At 33.0% G+C, this 17673-nt stretch carries 14 protein-coding genes and 1 rRNA gene; 13 read left to right on the forward strand and 2 right to left on the reverse strand.

The features are described 5' to 3' along the window. Positions 1 to 11 precede the first annotated feature (11 nt). A 5S ribosomal RNA gene (rrf, locus tag IDG66_RS13050) occupies positions 12 to 126 on the forward strand. 710 nt (positions 127 to 836) lie between these two features. Here rrf and pdxR read toward each other — a convergent pair. After that, positions 837 to 2219 (reverse strand): MocR-like pyridoxine biosynthesis transcription factor PdxR, encoded by a 1383-nt coding sequence (gene pdxR / locus IDG66_RS13055; protein ID WP_000799248.1) that lies wholly within the window; start codon positions 2217 to 2219, stop codon positions 837 to 839. A gap of 103 nt (positions 2220 to 2322) precedes the next feature. Here pdxR and pdxS point away from each other — a divergent pair, with 103 nt between their 5' ends. Together pdxS and pdxT are read left to right on the forward strand one after the other, a co-directional pair. Next, complete coding sequence (gene pdxS / locus IDG66_RS13060) at positions 2323 to 3210, forward strand: pyridoxal 5'-phosphate synthase lyase subunit PdxS (RefSeq protein ID WP_000034728.1); 888 nt, start codon at positions 2323 to 2325, stop codon at positions 3208 to 3210. Positions 3211 to 3213: 3 nt separating this feature from the next. Continuing rightward, positions 3214 to 3774 (forward strand): pyridoxal 5'-phosphate synthase glutaminase subunit PdxT, encoded by a 561-nt coding sequence (gene pdxT / locus IDG66_RS13065; RefSeq protein ID WP_000690439.1) that lies wholly within the window; start codon positions 3214 to 3216, stop codon positions 3772 to 3774. Positions 3775 to 3979: 205 nt separating this feature from the next. On the opposite strand, the gene IDG66_RS13070 is transcribed toward pdxT, so the two are convergent. Continuing rightward, entirely contained in the window at positions 3980 to 5194 is a 1215-nt protein-coding gene (locus IDG66_RS13070) for a NupC/NupG family nucleoside CNT transporter (protein ID WP_000547794.1), read from the reverse strand. Between the two features lie 157 nt (positions 5195 to 5351). On the opposite strand from IDG66_RS13070, the gene IDG66_RS13075 reads away from it, so the two are divergent. From IDG66_RS13075 to IDG66_RS13120, 10 genes are all read left to right on the forward strand, one after another. Beyond that, the gene (locus IDG66_RS13075) at positions 5352 to 5813 is read left to right on the forward strand and encodes a CtsR family transcriptional regulator (protein WP_000551762.1); all 462 of its coding nucleotides are present in this window, start codon (positions 5352 to 5354) and stop codon (positions 5811 to 5813) included. An 18-nt stretch (positions 5814 to 5831) separates the two neighbouring features. Then, complete coding sequence (locus IDG66_RS13080) at positions 5832 to 6398, forward strand: UvrB/UvrC motif-containing protein (RefSeq protein ID WP_000882069.1); 567 nt, start codon at positions 5832 to 5834, stop codon at positions 6396 to 6398. After that, positions 6388 to 7395, forward strand: coding sequence for a protein arginine kinase (locus IDG66_RS13085; protein ID WP_000149503.1), 1008 nt, complete (start codon positions 6388 to 6390; stop codon positions 7393 to 7395). Before IDG66_RS13080 ends, IDG66_RS13085 begins: the two co-directional genes overlap by 11 nt. A 13-nt stretch (positions 7396 to 7408) precedes the next feature. Then, entirely contained in the window at positions 7409 to 9865 is a 2457-nt protein-coding gene (locus IDG66_RS13090) for an ATP-dependent Clp protease ATP-binding subunit (RefSeq protein WP_000897132.1), read from the forward strand. Positions 9866 to 10348: 483 nt separating this feature from the next. Beyond that, entirely contained in the window at positions 10349 to 11713 is a 1365-nt protein-coding gene (radA, locus tag IDG66_RS13095; protein WP_001085219.1) for a DNA repair protein RadA, read from the forward strand. Between the two features lie 24 nt (positions 11714 to 11737). Beyond that, positions 11738 to 12811: a PIN/TRAM domain-containing protein gene (locus IDG66_RS13100; RefSeq protein ID WP_001028376.1), complete on the forward strand. Its 1074-nt coding sequence runs from the start codon at positions 11738 to 11740 to the stop codon at positions 12809 to 12811. Positions 12812 to 13367: 556 nt separating this feature from the next. Further along, positions 13368 to 14822 (forward strand): glutamate--tRNA ligase, encoded by a 1455-nt coding sequence (gene gltX, locus IDG66_RS13105; RefSeq protein WP_001283792.1) that lies wholly within the window; start codon positions 13368 to 13370, stop codon positions 14820 to 14822. Positions 14823 to 15244: 422 nt separating this feature from the next. Further along, entirely contained in the window at positions 15245 to 15892 is a 648-nt protein-coding gene (cysE, locus tag IDG66_RS13110; protein WP_001805237.1) for a serine O-acetyltransferase, read from the forward strand. Then, positions 15876 to 17276: a cysteine--tRNA ligase gene (cysS, locus tag IDG66_RS13115; protein WP_000631973.1), complete on the forward strand. Its 1401-nt coding sequence runs from the start codon at positions 15876 to 15878 to the stop codon at positions 17274 to 17276. The genes cysE and cysS overlap by 17 nt, the downstream gene beginning before the upstream one ends. Further along, complete coding sequence (locus IDG66_RS13120) at positions 17269 to 17673, forward strand: Mini-ribonuclease 3 (RefSeq protein WP_000370182.1); 405 nt, start codon at positions 17269 to 17271, stop codon at positions 17671 to 17673. The genes cysS and IDG66_RS13120 overlap by 8 nt, the downstream gene beginning before the upstream one ends.

Raw genomic sequence — 17673 nt, forward strand, 5'->3', positions numbered from 1 at the left:
ACATTCATATGTCTGGTGACTATAGCAAGGAGGTCACACCTGTTCCCATGCCGAACACAGAAGTTAAGCTCCTTAGCGTCGATGGTAGTCGAACTTACGTTCCGCTAGAGTAGAACGTTGCCAGGCAAAAAATGGATGCGATGAGCCGCATTGAGACCGCAAGGTCTCTTTTTTTATGTCTAAAACGTCAAAATAAAAAGCAAACACAAAGAAAAATGGCTTGGCGAAGTGAAAACGTTTGAATCTGACGAAACGAGAAAAGAACGCAACGAGTTTAGTAGAGCTAAATGAGTAAGTGAGAGCCGTAGGAGAGGAAAGAAGCAAGCGATTGTCACAAGTCAAGAAAGGTTCTTAGCGACGATGGTAGCCAACTTACGTTCCGCTAGAGTAGAACGTTGCCAGGCAAAAATGGATGCGATGAGCCGCATTGAGACCGTGAGGTCTCTTTTTTTATGTCTAAAACGTCAAAATAAAAGTTAACACAAAGAAAATGGCTTGACGAAGTGAAAACGTTTGAATCTGACGAAACGAGAAAAGAGCGCAACGAGTTTAGTAGAGCTAAATGAGTAAGCGAGAGCCGAAGAAAATGATAATTTAATAATGTACACTTTCGATTGTCTAAGTATGTATAACTTTAATTTTGTGTTTATATAAATTTAAAATGATATCATCGAAAACAAAATATTGTATAAATAGAGAAGAGCAGTAAGACGGTATCTAATTGAAAATGATCTTACTGCTCTTTTATATACTTTATTGAAATACAAAATGGAAATTAATTATTATACAATAGACAAGCTATTGCATAAGTAACACTAACTTTTATCAAAGAAGTGTTACTTTATAATTAATGATTTTATTAGAGCGTCTACATGCGGTTTTAAAGCATCATCGTCTATACCGCCAAAGCCTAATATAAATTTAGGGGTTTTCTTATAGTCTTGATCATCATCAAAATTATAAACTTGTAATTTTAACTTTACTTTGTTTGCTCTATCAAGACACTCTTGTAATGTTAATCCATTTTTTACTGTAATTGTAAAATGCATACCCGTTTCAGCACCTTGAATATCAAGCTGCTCTTTGTAAGGTTTCAATCTTTTTAAAATATAGGTTAGTTTTCTACGATAAATTCGTCTCATTTTATTTAAATGCCTTTCAAAACCACCGGAAGATATAAACGTTGCAATAAGGTTTTGCATATGAACAGGTACAGTGTTGCCTTCAATGTGATTTTGAGAATGATATTTTTTCATTATAGAATAGGGTAACACCATATATGCAACTCGACAGCTAGGAAAAATAGACTTTGAAAATGTACTGATATAAATCACTTTTTCTCCTCTTGAATATAGACCTTGAATTGCTGGAATGGGTTTGCCGAAATATCTAAACTCGGAATCATAATCATCTTCTATAATAAATCGTTCTTCTTTTTCTTGAGCCCATTGTATTAATTGAGTTCGCTTTTTTAAGTCCATCACATATCCAGTTGGAAATTGATGGGAAGGCGTTATATATACTATATTTTTTTGTGATTTAATAACTTCATCTACGTTTATTCCATTATCTTCAACTTCAATTTGTTCATATTCAACTTGTTTTTTATCTAAAATATTTTTGATTGGTGGATAACTAGGTTTTTCGATAATAAATGTTGAAGTATAAAGTAAATCGACTAATTGATTTACTAATTGTTCGGTAGATGAGCCAATTATAATTTGATTAGGATCACAAATTACACCACGATTAGTAAATAAATAAAATGCCAGTTGAAATCTTAAATGTAATTCTCCTTGAAAATGTCCTCTACGTAATTGATTTAAATGATTTGTATCATAAAGATCTTTGGAATACTTTCTGAAAAGTTCTATAGGGAAATGTTTCGTATCTATTTCATCCAAATTAAAAGCATAATCATAAGCTTCATCACTCGCTTTTGGTTTATATGAATCATCATCAAAAAGAGAGGGGATAGGTTGATTGTTTAAAATTGTTAAAGATTCAATTTCGGACACAAAATATCCAGAGCGAGGTCTTGAATAAATGTAACCTTCGTCTAATAGAAGTTGATATGCATGCTCTACGGTTGTTTGGCTGATAGATAAATGTTTGCTTAATTGTCTTTTAGAATAAAATTTATCGCCTTCTTTAAATTGACCTTCAATTATTTGTTTTTTTAATTTTTCATAAAGTTGATGGTATAAAGTGTTTTTCAATTTTATAACTGACCTCCTAAATTTATCTTATTTTGTACCTTTTTAAATATCAGTTTATACATTACAATGTATTTAATCAACTTGAAAAGGGGTTTTATGTATAATGAGTAAAATTATTGGATCAGACAGAGTCAAAAGAGGTATGGCTGAAATGCAAAAAGGCGGCGTTATTATGGATGTCGTTAATGCTGAGCAAGCAAGAATTGCAGAAGAAGCAGGCGCGGTAGCAGTTATGGCATTAGAACGAGTACCTTCTGATATTAGAGCTGCTGGTGGCGTTGCACGTATGGCAAACCCTAAAATTGTAGAAGAAGTAATGAATGCTGTTTCTATTCCAGTCATGGCTAAAGCACGTATTGGTCATATCACTGAAGCAAGAGTATTAGAGGCGATGGGTGTTGACTATATTGATGAATCAGAAGTGTTAACACCAGCAGATGAGGAATATCACTTAAGAAAAGATCAATTTACAGTACCATTTGTATGTGGATGTCGTAATTTAGGTGAAGCTGCGCGTAGAATTGGTGAAGGTGCTGCTATGTTACGTACTAAAGGTGAACCAGGTACAGGTAATATTGTTGAAGCTGTAAGACATATGAGACAAGTTAATTCAGAAGTTAGTCGATTGACTGTAATGAATGATGATGAGATTATGACTTTTGCGAAAGATATCGGTGCGCCTTATGAAATTTTAAAACAAATTAAAGACAATGGTCGTTTACCGGTAGTTAACTTTGCAGCTGGTGGCGTTGCGACTCCTCAAGATGCTGCTTTAATGATGGAATTAGGTGCCGACGGTGTATTCGTTGGATCAGGTATTTTTAAATCAGAAGATCCAGAAAAATTTGCTAAAGCAATTGTTCAAGCAACAACACATTACCAAGACTATGAGCTAATTGGAAGATTAGCAAGTGAACTTGGCACTGCTATGAAAGGTTTAGATATCAATCAATTATCATTAGAAGAACGTATGCAAGAGCGTGGTTGGTAAGATATGAAAATAGGTGTATTAGCATTACAAGGTGCAGTACGTGAACATATTAGACATATTGAATTAAGTGGTCATGAAGGTATTGCAGTTAAAAAAGTTGAACAATTAGAAGAAATCGAGGGCTTAATATTACCTGGTGGCGAGTCTACAACGTTACGTCGATTAATGAATTTATATGGATTTAAAGAGGCTTTACAAAATTCAACTTTACCTATGTTTGGTACATGCGCAGGATTAATAGTTCTAGCGCAAGATATAGTTGGTGAAGAAGGATACCTTAACAAGTTGAATATTACTGTACAACGAAACTCATTCGGTAGACAAGTTGACAGCTTTGAAACAGAATTAGATATTAAAGGTATCGCTACAGATATTGAAGGTGTCTTTATAAGAGCGCCACATATTGAAAAAGTAGGCCAAGGCGTAGATATCCTATGTAAGGTTAATGAGAAAATTGTAGCCGTCCAGCAAGGTAAATATTTAGGCGTATCATTCCATCCTGAATTAACAGATGACTATAGAGTAACTGATTACTTTATTAATCATATTGTAAAAAAAGCATAGCTTAATGTATGCTAAATCAACGAATTATTGATATTTATAGATTTGTTGAGAAGACAATATCTCCTTCAAACTTAGCTTTGGAGGAGCTATTTTTTTATGTCAAAATTAAAAATGATAAAAAATAAAGATATACATAAAAAAACCCTTCAAAGAGACTGAGAATAGTCAAAATTTTGAAGGGGTTAATTCGATGTTGATGTATTTGTTAAATAAAGAATCCAGCGATTGCAGCTGAAATGAAAGATACTAGTGTTGCACCGAATAATAGTTTCAAACCAAAGCGGGCAACTGTATCTCCTTTTTTGTCATTAAGTGATTTAATCGCACCTGAAATAATACCAATAGAGCTAAAGTTAGCAAATGATACTAAGAATACAGATGTAACACCTTTTGCGTGTTCAGATAAATCACTAAGTTTACCAAGTGCTTGCATTGCTACAAATTCGTTAGATAATAGTTTTGTCGCCATAACTGAACCGGCTTGAACTGCATCTTGCCATGGCACACCGACTAAGAATGCAAATGGTGCAAAGACAAAACCAATTAATGTTTGGAAATCCCAAGAAATAGCGCCACCTGAAACTGTACTAAAGATATTGCTTACAATTCCATTTAATAGAGCGATAATAGCAATGTATCCGATTAACATTGCGCCTACAATGACAGCTACTTTAAATCCATCTAAAATATATTCTCCTAGCATTTCGAAGAATGATTGTTGTCTTTCTTCAGTTTCTTCAACTAATAATTTGTCATCTTCTTCATTAACTTTATAAGGGTTAATAATTGAAGCGATGATGAAACCACCAAATAAGTTTAAGACAACAGCCGTTACAACATATTTAGGTTCAATTAAGGTAAAGTATGCACCGATAATTGAAGCAGAAACAGTCGACATTGCTGAAGCTGTTAATGTGTATAAACGTTGCTTAGGTATGTATGGTAATTGTTTTTTAATTGAAATAAATACTTCAGATTGTCCCAAAATTGCTGCAGCAACTGCATTGTATGATTCTAAACGTCCCATACCATTAATTTTAGAAATTAAGAATCCTAAAACATTAATGATTAAAGGTAAAATCTTTGTGTATTGAAGGATACCGATAATCGCTGAAATAAATACGATAGGTAATAATACACTGAAGAAGAATGGTGGTTGCTTAGGATCGATATATTGAATACCACCGAATACAAAGTTAACACCATCTGCTGCTTTTAATAATAAGTAGTTAAAACCGTTTGAAATACCACCAATAACCTTGATTCCCATTGTAGTTTTAAGCAAGATAAATGCAAAGATAAGCTGAATTGCAAGTAAAATTCCTACATATTTCCAGCGAATATTTTTCCTGTCTGAGCTAAATAGAAACGCAAGTGCTAAAAAGAAGATAATTCCGATAATCCCAATTAGAATATGCATATATTTCTCATTCCTTTAGTTTTTTCTACAATCTATCATACAATAAAATGGAAGGGCTAACATCATAAATTTTTGAAAATATAAAAACAAATTAATTGAAAAAGGTCAAAATAGGTCATATAATATAGTCAAAGAAGGTCAAAAAGGGGTGATATACATGCACAATATGTCTGACATCATAGAACAATACATCAAACGTTTATTTGAAGAGTCGAATGAAGATGTCGTTGAAATTCAGAGAGCGAATATCGCACAGCGTTTTGATTGTGTACCATCACAATTAAATTATGTAATCAAAACACGATTCACTAATGAACATGGTTATGAAATCGAAAGTAAACGTGGTGGTGGTGGTTACATCCGAATCACTAAAATTGAAAATAAAGATGCAACAGGTTATATTAATCATTTGCTTCAGCTGATTGGACCTTCTATTTCTCAACAACAAGCTTATTATATTATTGATGGGCTTTTAGATAAAATGTTAATAAATGAACGTGAAGCTAAAATGATTCAAGCAGTTATTGATAGAGAAACGCTATCAATGGATATGGTTTCTAGAGATATTATTAGAGCAAATATTTTAAAACGTTTGTTACCAGTTATAAATTATTACTAAATGAAATGAGGTGTTGAAGTGCTTTGTGAAAATTGTCAACTTAATGAAGCGGAATTAAAAGTTAAAGTTACAAGTAAAAATAAAACAGAAGAAAAAATGGTGTGTCAAACTTGTGCTGAGGGGCACCATCCGTGGAATCAAGCTAATGAACAACCTGAATATCAAGAACATCAAGATAATTTCGAAGAAGCATTTGTTGTTAAGCAAATTTTACAACATTTAGCTACGAAACATGGCATTAATTTTCAAGAAGTAGCGTTTAAAGAAGAAAAACGTTGCCCATCATGTCATATGACTTTGAAAGATATTGCACATGTTGGTAAATTTGGGTGTGCTAATTGTTATGCAACATTTAAAGATGACATCATTGATATCGTCCGCAGAGTTCAAGGTGGACAATTTGAGCACGTTGGAAAGACACCACATTCTTCACATAAAAAGATAGCTTTAAAGCGAAAAATCGAAGAAAAGAATGAATATTTGAAAAAACTTATTGAAATCCAAGATTTTGAGGAAGCAGCCATTGTTAGAGATGAAATTAAAGCACTAAAAGCTGAGAGTGAGGTGCAACATGATGACGCATAATATTCATGATAATATCAGCCAATGGATGAAAAGTAATGAAGAAACACCAATTGTTATGTCTTCTAGAATTCGGTTAGCGCGTAATTTAGAAAATCATGTGCATCCACTAATGTATGCTACTGAAAATGATGGATTTAGAGTTATAAATGAGGTACAAGATGCCTTGCCAAATTTTGAATTAATGCGTCTTGATCAAATGGATCAACAAAGTAAAATGAAAATGGTTGCAAAGCATTTGATTAGTCCTGAACTAATAAAACAACCAGCAGCCGCAGTATTAGTGAATGATGATGAATCTTTAAGTGTCATGATAAATGAAGAGGACCATATTCGTATTCAAGCTATGGGAACTGACACGACATTACAGGCTTTATATAATCAAGCTTCATCAATTGATGATGAATTAGATCGAAGCCTTGATATAAGTTATGATGAACAACTTGGTTATTTAACTACATGTCCTACCAATATAGGTACTGGTATGAGAGCAAGCGTGATGCTACATTTACCAGGTCTATCTATTATGAAAAGAATGACACGGATTGCTCAAACCATTAATCGTTTTGGATATACAATCAGAGGTATTTACGGTGAAGGTTCGCAAGTTTATGGACATACTTATCAAGTATCCAACCAACTTACACTTGGTAAATCTGAGTTAGAAATCATAGAAACATTAACAGAAGTTGTTAATCAAATCATTCATGAAGAAAAACAAATACGACAAAAGTTAGACACTTATAATCAATTAGAAACACAAGACCGTGTTTTTCGCTCGCTAGGTATTTTACAAAACTGTAGAATGATAACTATGGAAGAGGCTTCTTATAGATTAAGCGAAGTTAAACTTGGTATAGATTTAAATTACATTGAATTACAAAACTTTAAATTTAATGAATTGATGGTAGCTATACAGTCACCATTTTTATTAGATGAAGAAGATGACAAATCTGTAAAAGAAAAACGAGCAGATATACTAAGAGAACATATAAAGTAGGAGGTCATTATTTATGTTATTTGGTAGATTAACTGAGCGTGCACAGCGCGTATTAGCACATGCACAAGAAGAAGCAATTCGTTTAAATCATTCAAATATAGGAACAGAACACCTATTATTGGGATTAATGAAAGAACCTGAAGGAATTGCTGCAAAAGTATTAGAAAGTTTTAATATCACTGAAGATAAAGTAATTGAAGAAGTTGAAAAATTAATCGGACATGGTCAAGATCATGTTGGTACATTGCATTATACACCTAGAGCTAAAAAAGTTATTGAATTATCGATGGATGAAGCTAGAAAATTACATCACAATTTTGTTGGAACGGAACATATTTTATTAGGCTTGATTCGTGAAAATGAAGGTGTTGCAGCAAGAGTTTTTGCAAATCTAGATTTAAATATTACTAAAGCACGTGCACAAGTTGTGAAAGCTTTAGGAAACCCTGAAATGAGTAATAAAAATGCACAAGCTAGTAAGTCAAATAATACTCCAACTTTAGATAGTTTAGCTCGTGACTTAACAGTCATTGCCAAAGACGGTACATTAGATCCTGTTATAGGACGTGATAAAGAAATTACACGTGTAATTGAAGTATTAAGTAGACGTACGAAAAACAATCCTGTACTTATTGGAGAGCCAGGTGTTGGTAAAACTGCTATTGCTGAAGGTTTAGCGCAAGCCATAGTGAATAATGAGGTACCAGAGACATTAAAAGATAAGCGTGTTATGTCTTTAGATATGGGAACAGTAGTTGCAGGTACTAAATATCGTGGTGAATTTGAAGAGCGTCTGAAAAAGGTTATGGAAGAAATCCAACAAGCAGGTAATGTCATCCTATTTATTGATGAGTTGCATACTTTAGTTGGTGCTGGTGGTGCTGAAGGTGCTATCGATGCTTCGAATATTTTGAAACCGGCATTAGCACGTGGTGAATTACAATGTATTGGTGCTACTACATTAGATGAATATCGCAAAAATATTGAAAAAGACGCGGCTTTAGAACGTCGTTTCCAACCTGTACAAGTTGATGAACCTTCAGTAGTAGATACAGTTGCTATTTTAAAAGGATTAAGAGATCGTTACGAAGCACACCATCGTATTAATATTTCAGACGAAGCTATTGAAGCAGCTGTTAAATTAAGTAACAGATACGTTTCAGATCGTTTCTTACCAGATAAAGCAATTGATTTAATTGATGAAGCAAGTTCTAAAGTAAGACTTAAGAGTCATACGACACCTAATAATTTAAAAGAAATTGAACAAGAAATTGAAAAAGTTAAAAATGAAAAAGATGCTGCAGTACATGCTCAAGAGTTTGAAAATGCTGCTAACCTGCGTGATAAACAAACAAAACTTGAAAAGCAATATGAAGAAGCTAAAAATGAATGGAAGAATGCACAAAATGGCATGTCAACTTCATTGTCAGAAGAAGATATTGCTGAAGTTATTGCAGGATGGACAGGTATCCCATTAACTAAAATCAATGAAACAGAATCTGAAAAACTTCTTAGTCTAGAAGATACATTACATGAGAGAGTTATTGGGCAAAAAGATGCTGTTAATTCAATCAGTAAAGCGGTTAGACGTGCCCGTGCAGGGTTAAAAGATCCTAAACGACCAATTGGTAGCTTTATCTTCCTTGGACCAACTGGTGTTGGTAAAACTGAATTAGCTAGAGCTTTAGCTGAATCAATGTTTGGCGATGATGATGCGATGATCCGTGTAGACATGAGTGAATTTATGGAAAAACACGCAGTGAGCCGATTAGTTGGTGCTCCTCCAGGATATGTTGGTCATGATGATGGTGGACAATTAACTGAAAAAGTTAGACGTAAACCATATTCTGTAATTTTATTTGATGAAATTGAAAAAGCTCATCCAGATGTATTTAATATTCTATTACAAGTTTTAGATGATGGACATTTGACAGATACAAAAGGACGTACAGTTGATTTCAGAAATACAATTATCATAATGACATCAAACGTTGGGGCACAAGAATTACAAGATCAACGATTTGCTGGATTCGGTGGTTCAAGTGATGGACAAGATTATGAAACAATTCGAAAAACGATGTTAAAAGAATTAAAAAATTCATTCCGTCCAGAATTTTTAAACCGTGTAGATGATATCATTGTATTCCATAAACTAACAAAAGAAGAATTAAAAGAAATTGTAACAATGATGGTTAATAAATTAACAAATCGATTATCTGAACAAAACATAAATATTATTGTTACTGATAAAGCGAAAGACAAAATCGCAGAAGAAGGATATGATCCAGAATATGGTGCAAGACCATTAATTAGAGCGATACAAAAAACTATCGAAGATAATTTAAGTGAATTAATATTAGATGGTAATCAAATTGAAGGTAAGAAAGTTACAGTAGATCATGATGGTAAAGAGTTTAAATATGACATTGCTGAACAAACTTCAGAAACTAAAACACCATCGCAAGCATAATTATAAAACAGTCCAAAACAAATTAAAGTTTTGGGCTGTTTTTTTAGTAGCATTGAACTATAGAAATTCGTGAAAGTATCCATCAACGAAACAATCTATAAAACAATCATCAAAGGATAGTTAAGAATTATATGTAACAAGTTAATGAGCCTACAGCGATAGCATAAAGGTATGAATTTTTATAAAGGTTTTTTGTTTGAAGATACTAGCAACTTACGTCAAAATAAAATAGGTCTATATAATATTGTGATAAATCTAGAGAAAAGAGTTTACTAAGAAATTATTAAGATTTTATCTTTGAAAGATACCGACTATCAACATGATGTAAGTTTATTTTATAATATTCATAAAAAATAAATCTGGTAAAACAGTTTGCGTTAGTAGTCATGTTAAAATACAAACAAATGTAACTCACATTTAATTTGTCATAATGGGAATGTGCGTTTAAAATAGATTTGTTCAAAGGAAAGTGGAGGTGCAATTTTGGCCAAGAAAAAAGTGATTTTTGAATGTATGGCTTGTGGTTATCAATCTCCTAAATGGATGGGGAAATGTCCTAATTGTGGCGCTTGGAATCAAATGGAGGAAATTGTTGAAAAAGCAGCCAATCCTAAACATGGAGTTAAAACCAAGGAATTAGCAGGTAAAGTACAAAAATTAAATAGTATTAAACATGAAACAACGCCGAGAGTGTTAACAGATTCAGCAGAATTCAACCGTGTATTAGGTGGAGGTATTGTGAGCGGATCGTTAGTACTTATTGGTGGGGATCCAGGTATTGGTAAGTCAACGTTACTTTTACAAATTTGTGCATCGTTATCTCAAAAGAAAAAAGTACTATATATTACTGGAGAAGAATCGCTTAGTCAGACTAAATTACGTGCAGAGCGATTAGATGAAGATTCAAGTGAATTGCAAGTATTAGCTGAAACAGATCTTGAAGTTATTTATCAAACAGTAAAAGAAGAACAACCTGATTTATTAGTAGTGGATTCGATTCAAACAATATATCATCCTGAAATCAGCTCTGCGCCAGGTTCTGTTTCACAAGTTCGTGAAAGTACACAAAGTTTAATGAATATTGCTAAACAAATGAACATTGCAACTTTTATAGTGGGTCATGTAACGAAAGAAGGTCAAATTGCTGGCCCAAGATTGCTAGAACACATGGTTGATACTGTGCTTTATTTTGAAGGCGATGAACACCACGCATATCGAATTTTGCGAGCTGTTAAAAACCGTTTTGGTTCAACGAATGAAATGGGAATCTTCGAAATGAAGCAAAGTGGATTAAAAGGTGTAAATAATCCATCTGAAATGTTTTTAGAAGAACGTTCAACAAATGTTCCAGGTTCAACAATTGTTGCAACCATGGAGGGAACCAGACCACTTTTAATAGAAGTTCAAGCGCTGGTAACTCCAACGACTTTTAACAATCCGAGACGAATGGCAACAGGGATTGATCATAATCGATTAAGTTTGTTGATGGCTGTTTTGGAAAAGAAAGAAAATTATCTATTACAACAACAAGATGCTTATATCAAAGTAGCTGGCGGTGTAAAGTTAACGGAGCCAGCAGTTGATTTAAGTGTAATTGTAGCAACTGCATCTAGCTTTAAAGATAAAGCTGTCGACGGATTAGATTGCTATATTGGAGAAGTTGGTTTAACGGGTGAGGTACGTCGTGTATCTCGGATAGAACAACGCGTGCAAGAGGCTGCAAAACTAGGTTTCAAACGTGTAATTATTCCTAAAAATAATATAGGCGGATGGACATATCCTGAAGGTATACAAGTAATAGGTGTAACTACTGTACATGAAGCATTGTCATTTGCTCTTCATTCATAAAACATCAAGAAAGGAGGACATTGTGTGAATATCGTTAAACTAATGGTTATTATTATTTACTTAATTATTGGGAGCGCATTAGGAATAATTATTATTCCTGAAATTGCAAATGATCTTGGATTACAAAACTCCAGCTTTTTAAAAAATCACTATGTAGATGGCATTATCGGTAGTATTTTTATGTTCTTAATTTTTGGTGTATTTATTAGACGAGTTACTAACGCTATAAAAGGTTTAGAACATTTTATTATGCGTAGAAGTGCTGTTGAAATACTATTCGCAACAATAGGTTTAATAATCGGATTACTTATTTCTGTTATGGTGTCGTTTATATTAGAATCAATTGGTAACTCTATTTTTAATCATTTCATTCCTGTCATAATTACGATATTACTATGTTATTTCGGTTTCCAATTTGGCCTTAAAAAACGAGATGAAATGTTAATGTTTTTACCTGAGAATATAGCGCGTTCCATGTCACAACATACTAAAAGTGCTACGCCAAAAATTATCGACACAAGCGCAATTATTGATGGTCGTATTTTAGAAGTCATTCGTTGCGGTTTTATCGATGGCAATATTTTAATTCCACAAGGTGTTATTAATGAATTACAAATTGTTGCAGATTCAAATGACAGTGTTAAACGTGAAAAGGGTAAAAGAGGCTTAGATATTTTAAATGAATTGTATGATTTAGACTATCCTACAAAGGTTATACATCCAACTAAAACACATAGTGATATTGATACGATGTTATTAAAACTAGCAAAACAATATCATGCAAGTATTATAACGACAGATTTCAACCTAAATAAAGTTTGTCATGTACATGGTATTAAAGCATTAAATGTTAATGATTTATCAGAAGCAATCAAACCTAATGTACATCAAGGTGATCAACTGCATATTTTACTGACAAAAATGGGTAAGGAGCCTGGTCAGGCAGTAGGATATCTAGATGATGGTACGATGGTGGTTGTTGATAATGCTAAAAATCTTATTGGCAGTCATGTCAATTTAGAAGTAGTCAGCTTATTGCAAACATCTTCAGGAAGAATTGTTTTTGCTAAAAAAATCGAAGATACAGTATCATTATAAAAACTGTAGTTGACGAAAACAAAATAGATATTAAAAGGTATATGAAATGGCGAAGTTTGTAATTTGAAGTATAACTATAAATAAATGCAAAACATATCAGTTATCAAAAAATGCAAATAGTGCTAATATATCATTGAAACAAGTTCATTAAGTGTTAAATTTTAGATATTAATAAAGTTATTCTTATAGCAATCAAGACATACAAAATTAGAATCAATTTTAACGTATTTGAATAGTTAATTTGAAGTTTAATTTCACAGTACATAATATTCATTTTTAAGTCGTTGAAATGTTTATGTAGTGCAGTCTTGATTCTTAGGGATAGCTTTTTTAAAGTGTTGAAAAAACAACTGCTTTCTATTTAAAATTTAAGCATATTACCCAGGGAATTATGTTATGATTAAACAATGAAATTATTTTAAGGTCATGTTAAAAAGCATTGTTTCGTTTTAACAATAAGACGAGTTAGACATTTGTTATGACGGTCGAAGATAGCAAATGAACAATTTATATGAACTAACTTGAAAATCTGATATTTAATTTAGGAGTGAAAAAAATGAGCGATCGTATAAGAGTAAGATATGCACCAAGTCCAACTGGTTATCTTCATATTGGTAATGCAAGAACAGCATTATTCAATTACTTGTATGCTAAACATTACAACGGAGATTTTGTGATTCGAATTGAAGATACTGATAAAAAACGTAATTTAGAAGATGGAGAAACATCACAATTTGATAATCTTAAATGGTTAGGATTAGATTGGGATGAGTCTGTAGATAAAGACAATGGCTACGGACCATATCGTCAATCTGAACGTCAACATATCTACCAACCATTAATAGATCAGTTACTAGCAGAAGATAAAGCATATAAATGCTATATGACAGAAGAAGAATTAGAAGCTGAACGTGAAGCACAAATCGCTCGTGGTGAAATGCCTCGCTATGGTGGACAACATGCGCATTTGACTGAAGAACAACGTCAACAATTTGAAGCAGAAGGACGCCAACCATCAATTCGTTTCCGAGTACCTCAAAACCAAACGTATTCATTTGATGATATGGTAAAAGGAAATATTTCATTTGATTCAAATGGTATTGGTGACTGGGTTATCGTAAAAAAAGATGGCATTCCAACGTACAATTTTGCAGTAGCTATAGATGATCATTACATGCAAATTTCAGATGTAATTCGTGGTGATGATCATATTTCAAACACGCCTAAACAAATTATGATTTATGAAGCATTTGGCTGGGAGCCACCTCGTTTTGGTCATATGTCATTAATTGTTAATGAAGAACGTAAAAAGTTAAGTAAACGTGATGGGCAAATTTTACAATTTATTGAGCAATATCGTGACTTAGGTTATTTACCTGAAGCGTTATTTAATTTTATTGCGTTATTAGGTTGGTCTCCTGAAGGTGAAGAAGAAATCTTTTCTAAAGAAGAATTTATCAAAATCTTTGATGAAAAGCGTTTGTCAAAATCACCAGCATTTTTCGATAAGCAAAAATTAGCATGGGTTAATAACCAATATATGAAACAAAAAGATACTGAAACAGTATTCCAATTAGCATTACCTCATTTAATTAAAGCAAATTTGATTCCTGAGGTGCCGTCAGAAGAGGATTTATCTTGGGGACGCAAATTAATTGCGCTTTATCAAAAAGAAATGAGTTATGCCGGTGAAATTGTACCTTTATCAGAAATGTTCTTTAAAGAAATGCCAGCTCTTGGTGAAGAAGAACAACAAGTGATTAATGGAGAGCAAGTACCAGAGTTAATGACGCACTTATTCAGTAAATTAGAAGCACTTGAACCATTTGAAGCGGCTGAAATTAAAAAGACAATTAAAGAAGTTCAAAAAGAAACAGGAATAAAAGGCAAGCAATTATTTATGCCTATTCGTGTTGCTGTAACAGGCCAAATGCATGGTCCTGAATTACCAAATACAATTGAAGTACTTGGTAAAGAAAAAGTGCTAAACCGTTTAAAACAATATAAGTAATGAAATAGACAAGATCAAGGTAGTATATACTTGAATTTTATAACGTAACCACATATGATAAAGTTGTATTAACAAATTACAACAATATGAATAAAGTATTTTATATAAAACGAAGGATTAGTAATTAAATTTATACGATGCAGAGAGTGTACGGTTGCTGTGAGTACAACGTAGAAATTAATGAATGCACCTTCGTAAAATGAATTAAATATATAATGAGAGTGATGAGCATTAAGTTGACTTAGTTTCCTTGATAATTTGGAAGCGCCCGCAATATTATTAATGTTATTCGCTAAATTCAGAGTGGAACCGTGCGGAAGCGCCTCTAACAATACAATTTGTATGTTAGTGGTGCTTTTTTGATATTTAATTTCGCAGGTACTTCAATTATGTATTTACGTAGTTCAATCATTGAGGAGGAAATGATCTTGTTAAAAAGAATGAGAGACGATATAAAAATGGTATTTGAGCAGGATCCAGCGGCACGTTCAACATTAGAAGTCATTACAACGTATGCAGGTTTACATGCAGTTTGGAGTCATTTGATTGCACATAAGTTATACAACCAAAAAAAATATGTTGCAGCACGCGCGATATCTCAAATTTCAAGATTTTTCACAGGTATAGAAATCCATCCAGGTGCTAAAATTGGAAAGCGTCTATTTATAGATCATGGTATGGGCGTTGTAATAGGAGAAACATGTACAATTGGTGATAATGTGACAATCTATCAAGGCGTGACACTTGGTGGGACAGGGAAAGAAAGAGGGAAAAGACACCCAGATATAGGAGACAATGTTTTAATAGCAGCCGGTGCGAAAGTTTTAGGAAATATTAAAATAAATTCAAATGTAAATATTGGTGCAAATTCAGTTGTTTTACAATCAGTTCCAAGTTATTCAACGGTTGTTGGTATACCAGGACATATTGTTAAGCAAGATGGTGTTCGAGTTGGAAAAACATTTGATCATCGCCATCTACCTGATCCAATTTATGAACAAATTAAGCATTTAGAACGACAACTTGAAAAGACTAGGAATGGAGAGATTCAAGATGATTACATTATATAATACGCTTACACGTCAAAAAGAAGTGTTCAAGCCTATAGAACCAGGGAAAGTAAAAATGTATGTATGTGGTCCTACTGTATATAACTACATTCATATTGGTAACGCAAGACCAGCAATTAATTATGACGTAGTGAGACGTTACTTTGAATACCAAGGATATAATGTAGAATATGTATCAAATTTTACAGACGTAGATGATAAATTAATTAAACGTTCTCAAGAATTAAATCAGTCTGTTCCCGAAATTGCAGAAAAATATATCGCTGCTTTTCATGAAGATGTTGGTGCGTTAAATGTTAGAAAAGCGACTTCAAATCCAAGGGTAATGGACCATATGGATGACATTATTCAATTTATTAAAGATTTGGTGGATCGAGGTTATGCATATGAAAGTGGTGGCGATGTTTACTTTAGAACACGTAAATTTGAAGGTTATGGTAAATTAAGTCATCAATCCATAGATGACTTAAAAGTGGGTGCTCGTATAGATGCAGGAGAGCATAAAGAAGATGCACTTGATTTTACATTGTGGAAAAAAGCGAAGCCTGGCGAGATTAGTTGGGATAGCCCATTTGGTGAAGGTAGACCAGGATGGCATATAGAATGTTCTGTAATGGCATTTCATGAGCTAGGACCTACAATTGATATACATGCGGGTGGTTCAGATTTACAATTTCCACATCATGAAAATGAAATAGCACAATCAGAAGCACATAATCATGCGCCATTTGCTAATTATTGGATGCATAATGGTTTCATTAATATTGATAATGAAAAAATGAGTAAATCACTAGGCAACTTTATTTTAGTTCACGATATTATTAAAGAAGTTGATCCAGATGTACTAAGATTCTTTATGATTAGCGTACATTATAGAAGCCCAATTAACTATAATCTAGAATTGGTAGAATCAGCACGTAGTGGACTAGAGCGTATTCGCAATAGTTATCAATTAATTGAAGAGCGCGCACAAATTGCTACTAATATTGAAAATCAACAGACATATATTGATCAAATTGATGCGATTTTAAATCGTTTTGAAACAGTTATGAATGATGATTTTAATACAGCTAATGCAATTACAGCTTGGTATGATTTAGCAAAACTTGCGAATAAATATGTACTAGAGAACACAACATCAACAGAAGTAATTGATAAATTTAAAGCAGTTTATCAAATTTTCAGCGATGTTTTAGGTGTACCGTTAAAATCTAAAAATGCAGATGAATTATTGGATGAAGATGTTGAAAAATTAATCGAAGAGCGTAATGAAGCAAGGAAAAACAAAGATTTTGCACGAGCAGATGAAATTCGAGACATGCTGAAATCACAAAACATTATATTAGAAGACACACCTCAAGGGGTTAGATTTAAACGTGGATAATCAACAAGATAATCACATTAAATTATTGAATCCATTGACCTTAGCATATATGGGAGACGCAGTCTTAGATCAATATGTACGTACCTATATCGTTTTAAAGCTTAAAAGTAAGCCTAATAAACTACATCAAATGTCTAAAAAATATGTATCTGCCAAAAGTCAGGCGCAAACGTTAGAATATTTAATGGAGCAAGAATGGTTTACAGACGAAGAAATGGATATTTTGAAGCGAGGGCGTAACGCGAAAAGTCATACTAAAGCTAAAAACACTGATGTTCAAACATATCGTAAAAGTTCAGCGATAGAAGCAGTGATAGGTTTTCTTTATTTAGAAAAAAGAGAAGAACGATTAGAGGCATTATTAAATAAAATAATAACAATAGTAAACGAAAGGTAG

It is taken from the genome of Staphylococcus sp. EG-SA-18, from assembly GCF_017151825.1.
GTDB lineage: Bacteria > Bacillota > Bacilli > Staphylococcales > Staphylococcaceae > Staphylococcus > Staphylococcus aureus.